The organism is Streptomyces sp. NPDC001137 (genome assembly GCF_040298885.1).
Lineage (GTDB): Bacteria > Actinomycetota > Actinomycetes > Streptomycetales > Streptomycetaceae > Streptomyces.
The window spans coordinates 34,791-45,741 of record NZ_JBEPBA010000045.1 but is presented as its reverse complement, the minus strand read 5'-3'; the positions used below and the strand labels follow the sequence as shown (position 1 = coordinate 45,741).

Genomic DNA, 10,951 nt, shown 5'->3' with positions numbered 1-10,951 from the left:
ACCTGCTTTCCCGCCGCCGACCGGTAGCGGATCTTGTAAGGGTGAGGACACTTCGACCACCGCGACCGCGGATGCTCACACTCCTTGAAAAACGACCCCATCCCACGAACCAGGGCAGTGGAACTCACGGTTGCTGACTCCTCCGAGACCGATGCTGACAGTTTGCTAACCGTCGGCGGTCCGGAACGCCGCTGACCTGCGCTAATGCGCACAGGACCCGCTATGTTCTGGAACTGGATCGGACGCTCCCAGGAAGAGATCGTGCAAGCCCGCCGGGACTGGATGGAAGGGTCGCGCTTCGGTGAGGTGAAGGGGTACGACGGGGCGCCGCTGCCTGCTCCGGAACTGCCGCCGGTGCCGTTGAAGCCGCGGGGGAGAGTGCGCTGACCTGCTGAAACGCGTAAGCGTTGGTGGCTGCGAGGCGGAAGGCGGTCGGGTAATTCTCACCGTCTTCCACTCGGCGATTCCACAGCGTGGCTGACATTGACAAGCCGGCCCTGCAAACTGATGATGTAATCAGTTATGCGGAGGTGGTCAGAGAGTGGGTTTCGTCCCGCTTGTACGCCACCCTGCGATGGACTATTTGTGGCGGTATGCGACGTCTTGCCGCCCACGCCCAAAGAGAGGCGCCATGAGCGAGACAGACCTGCACGCCAAGTTCCAGCAGTTCCCCGATGCGGTCCGCGAGAAGGTCGAGACCGCACTGTCGGACGCCAAGATCGCCCTCAAGCTCAAGGCCGCCGAGATCCTCGCCGACAAGGAGGAGATGGCCGAACACGCCGTCACCACCGCCGGCCGGATCGGCGCCAAGAGCGGTGAGGTGTCCGAGCTGACGACGATCCTGCCGCTGAAGCCGAACGGCGCAGCGCGGCTGCGGAAGTTCTTCGGCCTGGTCGGCGGGAACCTGGCGGGCGCGGGCCAGGTCGGCACCCTGCACAACATGCGGTTCGTGTTCCTCGACAACGACACGAAGCTGCTGTTCGCCACCGCCTTCGACGGCGAGTGGGACCCCTACATCGACGACTTCGCCACCAAGATCCCCGAGTTCATGGACTACCTGTTCAGCAACGTCGAGGGGTGGCCCGGCATCACCTCGCCGGACGTGAAGGACTTCATCGTGAAGTACCAGATCCCGGCGGAGGCGTGGTTCGTCGCCCACCCCACCCTCACCGTCGCGGAGGGCCACCGGCTCAAGCGGCAGGAGGCCGCCGTGCAGCGTTTCCTGTCGGACCTCAACTGAAGGCAGGCACACCATGCCTTCCCCGCTGTTCCGGCGGCTGCGCCGCCCGCCCACCCTGGATCTCGACGACATCCAGGCGACCCTGCTGCGGGCCCGGCCCGAGCCCTACTTCGGCACCCACGCGATCCTGGAGATCACCGAACCGGCCGCGGGCAGGGAACTGCTGCGCCGACTGGCGCCGAGGGTGACCTCGGCGGCCCGCTGGGACGAACCGCAGCCCTCCTGGCTGGCCCTCGCTCTCAGCTACCAGGGCCTGGTCGCACTGGGACTGCCGGAGACCTCACTGGCGTCCTTCCCGGCCAACTTCCGCGCCGGGATGGCCGCCCGCGCCGAGCGACTGCGGGACACGGGCGTGAACGCGCCGGACCGCTGGGAGTTCCCCTTCGGCACCCCGCGCGTGCACGTGGCCGTCACGGTCTACGCCGCGAGCGAGGACGACTGGCGGGCCGAAGTCGCCGCCTACGAAAAGGAATTGGGCGAAGTCCCGGGCGTCCGGCTGCTGTCGCACCAGGACTTCGCGGCCGACGGCTTCAACGTCTTCGGCTACCGGGACGGCTTCAGCCAGCCGGTGGTCGAGGGCAGTGGCGCCGAACCCCTGCCCGGCGACGGACGGCCCATCAAGGCCGGTGAGTTCGTCCTCGGCTACCCGAGCGAGACCGGTGTGCCGCTGCCCGTACCGGCTCCGGACGTCCTGGGTCGCAACGGCACATACGTCGTCTTCCGCAAGTACCACTCCCACGTCGCGGCCTTCAACAAGTGGCTGCACGACAACGCCTCCACCGAGGCCGAACGCGAGCTGCTGGCAGCCAAGTTGGTCGGCCGCTGGCGCAGCGGCGCACCTCTCGCCCTCTCGCCCGACCGCGACACCCCCGCGATCGGTGAGGACCCGAACCGGATCAACGACTTCGACTACTCCGCCGACCCTCGCGGGCTGCGCACCCCGCTCGGCTCCCACATCCGCCGGATGAACCCGCGCGACACCAAGCTGACGGTCCTCACCGACGTCAACATCCGCCGGATCATCCGGCGTGGCACCTCCTACGGCACCCCTCTGCCCCCGGACCGCCTCAAGGACGACGGCACACCGCGCGGCCTGGACTTCATCGCCCTCGGCGCCCGAGCCATCGACAACGTCGAGTTCCTGCAGAGCGAATGGGTCGGCTCCGGCAACTTCATGGGCCTGGGCAAGGAGAAGGACCCGATGATCTCGCTCCAGGACAAGGGCGCCTACTTCACCGTGCCCGGGACCCCGCCGCGCCGTGTGCAGAACATCCAGTCCTTCAACACCCTCCTCGGCGGCGAGTACTTCTTCATGCCCAGCCTGTCCGCCATCCGCTGGCTCAGCAGCAACTGACCCCCACCTCGCGCGGAGACACGCCCCATGACCTCGTACGTCCGCTACAGCCCCGACCTCGAACAGCCCTTTCCGGACGAGGACGAACTCGTCCGCCAGGTCGTCGCAGCCATGGGCAAGGCCAACCAGCAGGTCGCCGACAAACACCGCCACGGCCTGCGCGACGCCCACGCCAAGAGCCACGGCGTCCTCGCCGGTGAGCTGCGCATCCAACCCGACCTGCCCGCCCATCTCGCCCAGGGCCTCTTCGCGGAACCGACCACCTACCCGGTGATCGTCCGCTTCTCCTCCGCCCCCGGCGACCTGCGCTCCGACCAGGTGCCCGTCCAGCGCGGCCTCGCGATGAAGGTGATCGGCGCCCCCGGGCCACGCGCCCTCGACGACGGCTTCACCACCCAGGACTTCCTCCTCGTCAACCACCCCACCCTGCCTTTCGGCAACATCGCCGAATACGCCAAACTCCAGGACCTGTTGGAGAAACAGCCCGGCCAGAGTGACCAGCAGCTCCAGCTCACCGGCGCGGCCGCCCGAGTGGCCGCCAAGGCCCTCACCCGCGTCGGACGTCCGCTTCCGCCCGCCGTCGAGACCCTGGCCGCCGCCAACGACCACATCCTCGGCGAGACCTTCCACTCCATGGCCGCGCTGCGCTACGGCGACCACGTCGCCAAGATGTCCGCCGCGCCCCGCTCGGCGAATGTCAAGGCCCTCACCGGCAGCCACGTCGACAAGAAGGCCGGCGAGTCCGCCCTGCGCGACCTCGTCGTCGACTTCTTCGCAGACAACAGTGCCGAGTACGACATCCGTGCCCAGCTGTGCACGGACATCGACCGGATGCCGGTGGAGGACGCCTCGGTCCTGTGGCCCGAGGAACTGTCACCGCACCAGACCGTGGCCGTGCTGCATCTGCCCGCCCAGGACGCCTACAGCGACGCCCGCCGCCGCTACGCCGACGATGTCCTGTCCTTCAGCCCCTGGCACGCCCTGGAGGCCCACCGCCCGCTGGGCTCGATCATGCGCTCCCGCCGCGCCGCGTACCCCGCTTCCAGCGACTTCCGGCACCGCTTCAACGGCATCGAGCCGCAGGAGCCGTCCGACATCAAGGAGCTGCCCGCCTGACCAGGTCCCGACCGACCCCGGATGTGTCCGTGGGTCGGTCGGGACTCGCGTGCCAGAATGGAGAAGTCCATTCTCCGCCCTGGCTTCTTCGAGGTTCCTTTCGTGTCCCAGCCCGTCGGCCGTGTGCCCCAGCGACGCAACGCACGGTCCAACCGGGCGCGCATCCTCGCCACCGCGCGCCAGGAGCTCGGCCGGAACCCCGACATCACCCTGGAGGAACTCGCCCGCGCCTCCGGTGTCGTACGGCGCACGCTGTTCGGGCACTTCCCCGGGCGGGCCGCGCTCCTGGAGGCATTGGCCGAGGAGGCCGCTGAGGCGCTCCAAGCCGCCGTTGCGGTCGGAGCAGGCGTGACGGAGCCGGCCGACAGGGCGCTCGCCCACTTCACGTTGTCACTCTGGCCCGTGGGCGATCGCTACCGGATGCTCCTGGCGCTGGCCCGACGGGACCTCGGCATGGACCGTGTCGCGGGGATCCTGGAGCCCGCCCGGGTCAGGGTCACGGCCATCGTGGAGCAGGGACAACGGGACGGGATCTTCCACTCCCACCTGCCGGCCCCGGTGCTGAGCGCCGGCCTGGAGGCGATGACGGTCGCCCTGCTGGAGGAGGTCAACACCGGCGCGCTGGAGGACGACGGCACCCGGGCGGCCGTCACCACGCTCATCGCGGCCGGTGTGCCGGAGAAGCGTGCGCAGATCGTGGTCGACGAGGTGGCCGCCGCCGAGGGGTGAGATCGCCCCCACAGTCCGACGTGACCCCGGTGCGAAGCGCCGGGGTCTTTCCGTGTCCGCCCCCACTGGACGTCATGCTGCAGGTCACCAGCCCTTGGCTCGCAGGACCCACCTCACTTCAGCCGGTTCAAGGTCGGAGGAGAAGCGCTGGACAGGTACACGGCGCTGATGCGGTAGTTCGGCAAGCGGACCTGGCGCAAGGCTTGCACCTACCTGCATCGATCGGAGACAACGAAAAAAAGGGGGACGGTGCCGGGTGTCCCCTCCCGGCACCGTCCCGGGGCCGTGCGCCGCTCAGGCACAGCCCGTTGTGGGGCAGGAGGAGGTCGGAATCAGGTTCCGGCCTCCGGTGTACGGGGCTCAGGCGCCCACGGTCTCGGTCTGCTCCTCGGTGGCCGGTGCCGCATCGGCCTCGCCGTGCTTGGTGGTGTGCTTGCGGCCGGGCAGGACGGCGATGACGATCAGGGTTCCGGCGGCCATGATGATGCCGCCGACGAGGCTGGTGTGCGCGATGGCGTGGGCGAAGGACTCGTGCACCGCTCCGAGCAGGGTCTGGGCCTGTTCGGCGCCGCCCTGCGGGTTCTTGGCGACGTGTTCGGCGACCGCGATGCCGCCGCCGACGGAGTCCTTGGCGGTGTTCATGGCCTCGGCCGGGAGGTGGCCGCCGACCAGGTCGGTCAGCTTGTCCTTGTACGAGGTGGCCAGCAGCGAGCCGAGGATGGCGATGCCCAGCGAGGCGCCGAGTTCCAGGGCGGTGTCGTTGGCGCCGCCGCCGACGCCCAGCTCCGACTCGGGGAAGGAGCCCATGATGGTGTCGGTGGCGGGGGACAGGCTCAGGCCGATGGCGAAGCCGAGCAGCAGCAGCGGGGCCAGGAAGTCGGTGTAGGCGGAGCCGGCGTCGATCCGGGTGAGCAGGAAGACGCCCGCGGTGCCGATGACCATGCCGGTGCCGACCACGATCTTCACGCCGAGCTTGGGGGCGATCCTGCCGGTGACGGCGGCGCCGAGGAAGACGGCTCCGGCCAGGGGGAGCAGGCGGATGCCGGTCTCCAGGGCGTTGTAGCCGAGGACGAACTGCAGGAACTGGGTGGAGTAGTAGATCGAGCCGAAGGTGCCGAAGAAGAAGAACAGCACCGCGAGCATCGAGCCGCCGAAGGGACGCTCGGTGAACTTGCGCACGTCCAGCATGGGGTTGGGGTGCTTCAACTCCCAGGCCACGAAGGCCAGCAGGCCCACGCCGGCGACGACGGCCGCGGTGATGGGGGCGGCGCCCCAGCCGAAGTGCGGGCCCTCGATGGTCGCGTAGACCAGGGAGCCGACCGACACGATCGACAGCAGACCGCCGACGTAGTCGATGCGGCCCATGCCCTCCGCCTTCGACGGCGGCACGAGCAGCAGCGCGCCGACGACGCCGAGGACGGCGAGGGGGACGTTCATCAGGAAGGTCGAGCCCCAGGCGTGGTTCTCCAGCAGCCAGCCGGCCGCCAGCGGACCGGCGGCGATGGCGAGACCGGAGGTCGCGGACCAGGCGGTGATCGCCTTGGCGCGCTCGGCGCGCGGGAACATCGCGACCAGCAGCGAGAGGGTGGCCGGCATGACGACGGCGGCACCGACGCCCATGATCGCGCGGGCGGTGATGACGAGGTTCGTCTCATCGACCAGGCCGCCCATCACCGAACCTCCGGCGAAGATCAGCAGGCCGAGGACGAGGGCGCCACGGCGGCTGTACTTGTCGCCTATCGCGCCCAGCACCAGCATCAGCGCGGCGTAGGGGACGGTGTAGCCGTCGATGACCCACTGCAGGTCACTGCTGGACAGCCCCAGGTCCTTGGTCATGTCGGGGGCGGCCACGATCAGTGACGTGTTCGCCATGACGACGATCAGCAGGCTCAGGCACAGGACCAGCAGGGCCCACCAGCGGCGGTGGTAGGGCTCCGTCATCTTCTCGACGGGTGTGTTCGGAAAGAGCGGCATGGTCAGGCTCCTCGGCAGGAGGTGAAGCGGAGGCTTCGGGGGTGCGGAATCAATGGGATCGGTGCGCACGGGGCCAAGAGGGGCCCGGCACCAGGGGCAGCTAATTGCCCGTTGATGTGCAGACTAGTTTATTGCCCGTGGATGTGCAACTATCGAGTCGCCCTCCCCCGTCAACCGGAGGTTCGACATGATCCACGCACATGTGACAGCCGCCCCGGAACGCAGACGCACTCTGCTCACGCGCGCCCGCATCCTCGAAGCGGCCCGGCAGGAACTCGGGCGTGACCCCGACAGCAGCCTCGGTGACATCGCCGAGGCGGCAGGGGTGGTGCGCCGTACGGTCTATGGCCACTTCAACGGCCGGGCCGCACTGATGGAGGGGCTGGTGGAGGAGGCCACGTGGGCCTTGCGGCAGGCGCTCGCGGTCCCGCGCGCGCCGGTGGCGGACGCCGTCACGGAGCTGGCGCGCTTCGTCCTCGCGGTGTGGCCCGTCGGAGATCGCTACCGCATCCTGCTCCGCCTCGCGCCCCAGGACCTCGGGGCCGATCGGCTCGCCGAAGTCCTGGCCCCCGCGCGGGACATGGCGGAGGCGATCATCGGCCGGGGGCAGCAACAGGGCGCCTTCCAGACCGGCATCCCCCCGGTCGTCCTGACCCGGGCGCTGGAGGGGCACCTGCTGGGGCTTCTCGACTGCGTGAACAGCGGGGCCTGGAGCGACGACGGCACCGGCACCGCGACCGCCGCCCTGATCGCGATGGGCGTGGCCGGCGACAGCGCTGCGGCGTGCGTCCACAGGCTTGTCCGGCCCGCGGGTGACGCCGCGTAGGCGTACTTCCCAGGCAGCACTCGAAGAGGAGAACGATGTATCAGTCCTACCGCGACGAGGAGCCCTACTACGGCGACGGCTCCGTGGATGCGAGCCCACCGACCCGGAGCCGACGGCGGGTGATCATCGCCGCTGCGTCCCTGGTGGCCCTGCTGGTCGGCGGCGTCGCGGTCGACCGCATCGCCGCTGTTCGCGCGGAGAGCCGTACGGCCAAGGCGTTCCAGGACGGCATGGGAACCGTCGATCGGCCGTCGGTGCAGGTCAGGGGCTTTCCCGTACTGAACCAACTGGCTGCGGGCAGTCTGGACCATGTCGACCTGACCGCCCACGACATCCCGGCCGGCGGCAGCACCCGGCCGCTCCCGGTGACCAGGCTGACGGTCGGGATGGACGGGCTGAAGACCTCAGGGAGCGCCGACGAAGCTCACGCGGACAGCGTCGCAGCGACCGCGTTCGTGTCGTACAGGGGCGTGTCGAACGCGCTCGGCGTGCAGGTGTCACAGGGGGACGAGTCCGGCCGGGTCAACGCGACCGCGAGCCTGCCGCTCGCCGGCGACGTGACCGTGAGCGCGGCCGTCTCGGCGGCGGACGGCAACAGCATCGCCTTCAGGGACGTACGCGCGGAGCAGGGTGAACTGCTCCCGCCGCTGAAATCACTGCTCGACAAGGCCCTGGACAAGCCCATACCGCTGCAGAACGTGCCCGAAGGGCTCCGGCTGCGGTCGGTCACCACCACCGAGGACGGAATCGACGCCCGCTTCACAGGCCGCTCGGTCACGTTCCACCCGTACTCGTCGTCCGCGTGAGGTCAGGGGGCGTCAGGCAAGGGGCGTCGGGCGACCTCGTGCGCTTCGTCCGCGGGCAGACCCAGCATCCGCAGGACCATCTCGGCGAGGTTGACCGCGGCCTCGTCGCCGTCCACCTCGGGGCGGGCGAACCGCAGTTCCACCAGGGACAGCAGGGTTCCGCCCAGCGCGGACAGAGCGACGATGGGGTCGACGCGCGTGAAGCGGCCGGAGGCGATGCCGACCTGGAGATCACGCAGGGCGCGTCGGGCCAGTCCCTTGCCCGAGTGGATGTGCGCGAGGCCACGGCGGCGCAGGACCTGCATCATTTCCGGGTGGGAGTCGGCCATGCGGGCACTGAGCCGAAAGCCGCCCGCGAGCCGCTCCGCCGGGTCGTCGATCCCCGCCAGACGCTCGTCGAATTCCTGTCCGAACTCCTCGAGGGCGTCGATCACTGCCGTCTCGAACAACTCCGCCTTGGAGTCGAAGTGGTTGTAGAAGGAGCCGAAGCCAACGTCCGCGCGCTCGGCGATCGCCTGGATACTCGCGCTGGTATCGCCGCTTTCGGCAAGGATCTGCCGGGCGGCTCGCACGAGAGCCCCACGGGTCTCTGCGCGACGTCGCTCGAACCGGTTGCTGGGCGGGGCTGACGTAGACATGCGCAGAAGTCTAACCGTTACCCAATGCGGATCGCAGTCCTGATGAATTCATCATTTCCTGCCGCGAACGTCTTGACGACAGAACTGTCACAGTTGATGATTTCCTCATTACAGCAATGTTGCTCGGAGGGCACCATGTCTGGAACACGCGTCAACGGGGACGTCATCACGGCCCACCAGGACCTCCACAGCGAGCAGGGCGCCCTGCGCGGCGAACACCCCGGCCGCTCCCGGAACCCCGTGATCAAGGTCGCGGACCTGGCCTGGCTGGAGTTCGAGAAGCCCGACCTGGACCGGGCGGAGGTCTTCGCCCGCGACTTCGGCTTCGGCGTCGCCACCCGCACCGAGAGCGAGCTGTGGCTGCGGGGCACCTTCGCGGGCTCGCCCTGCATGGTGATCCGGCGCGGTCGTACGTCCCGCTTCATCGGTCCGGCGTTTCGCGCAGCCGAGCGGGGCGACCTGGACCGGCTGGGCCGCGCCACCGGATCGACCGTACGGGACTCCGACGTGCCCGGCGGCGGAAAGGTGGTCGATCTGCTCGACCCGTCGGGCTTCCCGGTCCGGGTCGTGCACTGCGGCGAACAGCTCCCCGCACTGCCCGAACAGCAGCCGCTGCTCCTCAACTTCGGTACGGATCACCGGCGTACCAACGCCACCCAGCGGCCGCCGCGCGAGCCGTCCCGTATCCAGCGGCTCGGCCACGTGGTGCTGGAGACGCGGGTGTTCGGCCGGGCTCTGGACTGGTACCTGGACACCCTCGGGATGATCGTGTCCGACTTCCTGTTCCTGGACGGGCAGCGCGACCGCGGCCCGACGATGGCGTTCATACGCTGCGACCTGGGCAGCGTGCCGGCCGACCACCACACCCTCGCGATGCATCTGGGGCCGGGCACGGGCTACGTCCACTCCGCCTACCAGGTCACCGACCTCGACTCCATCGCCACCGGCGGCGAATACCTCAAGGAGCGTGGCTACAAGCGCAGTTGGGGCATCGGACGACACATCCAGGGCAGCCAGCTCTTCGACTACTGGCGCGACCCCGACCACTTCATGCTGGAGCACTTCGCCGACGGCGACCTGTTCTCCTGCGACGTCGAGCCCGGCTGGGCGCCCATGTCGACCAGCGGTCTCGCTCAGTGGGGCCCGCCGGCCACCCGCGACTTCCTCGGCGCGAGCCCCTCCCCGCAGCGGCTCCGCGATGTCATCGAGGCCCTGCGCGGCGACAACGAGATGGACCCGGCACGACTGTTCGGCCTGCTCAAGGCCGCCAACTCCTGACCTCCGCACACGAATCCCCCTCACAAAGGCACTGACATGAGCACCAATGTCCTGCGCACCGCTGACGGCTGGTGGGTCGTCCTCGGCGAACGCGCCGTCCAGGTCGACACCAAGGCCGCCACCACCGCCGAACTGATCGCCGACCGCGCCGCTGTCCGTGAGGCCGCCGCCTCCGGTGAACCGGGCACGCCCGTCGCCGACCTGGTCGCGCTCTCGCCGGTCACCACGCCCTGCCGGGTGGTCGCCCAGATGGTCAACTACCGTAGCCACGCCCGTGATTCGGGTTTCAAGGGCGACGTCCCGCCCACGTTCTTCCGCAAGGCGTCCGGCTCGGTCAGCGGCCCCGGCGACACCGTCGTCCGGCCGTCGCACGTGAAATTCCTCGACTACGAGATCGAGTTGGGCCTCGTCATGGGCGCGCCCCTGCCCGTCGGCACCGTCGTCGAGGAGCGGGACCTGCCGTCGTACGTCGCCGGACTGGTGATCACCAACGACGTCAGCGCCCGCGAGGTACAGCTGACCAAGACACAGTTCTACGAGAGCAAGTCGTACCCCACCTTCACGCCGACCGGTCCGTACCTGACGCTGCTGGAGCCGGAGGACTTCGCCCATCTCCTGGACCTGCGGCTGAAGTTGAGCGTCAACGGCGAGCTGCGCCAGGACCGCACCCTCGCCGACATGATCGTCCGCCCGGCCCGGGCGCTGACCCTGCTGGCCCGCTTCCAGACCCTGGACGCCGGCGACCTGCTGCTCACCGGTACTCCCGGCGGCACCGCCCTGAAGGCCCCGCCGAAGGCCGTCGAGAAGATCGGCGCGCTGCTGCCGCCGGCGGTGAAGTGGAAGGCCTTCTTCAAGTCCCAGGCGAAGAACCCGCACTACCTGAGCCCGGGCGACGTGATCACGGCGACGATCGCGACCCCCGACGGCCGCATCGACCTCGGCGAGCAGCGTACGCCCGTCGCGGCCGCGAACTAATACCCGAGGTGAGCC

Annotated in this window: 10 protein-coding genes and 1 pseudogene; 9 read left to right on the top strand and 2 right to left on the bottom strand. The window is 69.3% G+C overall.

All coding sequences use genetic code 11. From position 1 onward, the window contains the following. Nucleotides 1–222 precede the first annotated feature (222 nt). The 5 genes and pseudogenes from ABT254_RS45060 to ABT254_RS45040 form a co-directional block, all read left to right on the top strand. Nucleotides 223–387: pseudogene (locus ABT254_RS45060) on the top strand (pirin family protein); the annotation flags it as partial. A 244-nt stretch (nt 388–631) separates the two neighbouring features. Beyond that, a complete protein-coding gene (locus tag ABT254_RS45055) occupies nt 632–1,240 on the top strand; it encodes a hypothetical protein (RefSeq protein WP_351483533.1) in 609 nt (202 codons plus the stop codon). A 13-nt stretch (nt 1,241–1,253) separates the two neighbouring features. Then, entirely contained in the window at nt 1,254–2,594 is a 1,341-nt protein-coding gene (locus ABT254_RS45050) for a Dyp-type peroxidase (protein ID WP_351483532.1), read from the top strand. A gap of 27 nt (nt 2,595–2,621) precedes the next feature. Continuing rightward, nucleotides 2,622–3,710, top strand: a complete 1,089-nt coding sequence (locus ABT254_RS45045) for a catalase family protein (RefSeq protein ID WP_351483531.1) — start codon at nt 2,622–2,624, stop codon at nt 3,708–3,710. Nucleotides 3,711–3,812: 102 nt separating this feature from the next. Further along, nucleotides 3,813–4,439 (top strand): TetR family transcriptional regulator, encoded by a 627-nt coding sequence (locus tag ABT254_RS45040; protein ID WP_351483530.1) that lies wholly within the window; start codon nt 3,813–3,815, stop codon nt 4,437–4,439. Between the two features lie 360 nt (nt 4,440–4,799). On the opposite strand, the gene ABT254_RS45035 is transcribed toward ABT254_RS45040, so the two are convergent. Beyond that, on the bottom strand, nt 4,800–6,413 hold the full coding sequence (locus tag ABT254_RS45035) for an MFS transporter (protein WP_351483529.1): 1,614 nt from the start codon (nt 6,411–6,413) through the stop codon (nt 4,800–4,802). Between the two features lie 187 nt (nt 6,414–6,600). Here ABT254_RS45035 and ABT254_RS45030 point away from each other — a divergent pair, with 187 nt between their 5' ends. Both ABT254_RS45030 and ABT254_RS45025 read left to right on the top strand, forming a co-directional pair. Continuing rightward, complete coding sequence (locus ABT254_RS45030; RefSeq protein ID WP_351483528.1) at nt 6,601–7,239, top strand: TetR/AcrR family transcriptional regulator; 639 nt, start codon at nt 6,601–6,603, stop codon at nt 7,237–7,239. Nucleotides 7,240–7,274: 35 nt separating this feature from the next. Continuing rightward, nucleotides 7,275–8,045, top strand: a complete 771-nt coding sequence (locus tag ABT254_RS45025; RefSeq protein WP_351483527.1) for an LmeA family phospholipid-binding protein — start codon at nt 7,275–7,277, stop codon at nt 8,043–8,045. 2 nt (nt 8,046–8,047) lie between these two features. Here ABT254_RS45025 and ABT254_RS45020 read toward each other — a convergent pair whose 3' ends face one another. Next, nucleotides 8,048–8,683 (bottom strand): TetR/AcrR family transcriptional regulator, encoded by a 636-nt coding sequence (locus ABT254_RS45020; protein WP_351483526.1) that lies wholly within the window; start codon nt 8,681–8,683, stop codon nt 8,048–8,050. Between the two features lie 135 nt (nt 8,684–8,818). Between ABT254_RS45020 and ABT254_RS45015 the strand changes: the two genes are divergently transcribed. Further along, nucleotides 8,819–9,961 (top strand): VOC family protein, encoded by a 1,143-nt coding sequence (locus tag ABT254_RS45015; RefSeq protein WP_351483525.1) that lies wholly within the window; start codon nt 8,819–8,821, stop codon nt 9,959–9,961. Between the two features lie 36 nt (nt 9,962–9,997). Further along, nucleotides 9,998–10,936, top strand: coding sequence for a fumarylacetoacetate hydrolase family protein (locus ABT254_RS45010; RefSeq protein WP_351483524.1), 939 nt, complete (start codon nt 9,998–10,000; stop codon nt 10,934–10,936). Nucleotides 10,937–10,951: the final 15 nt, after the last annotated feature.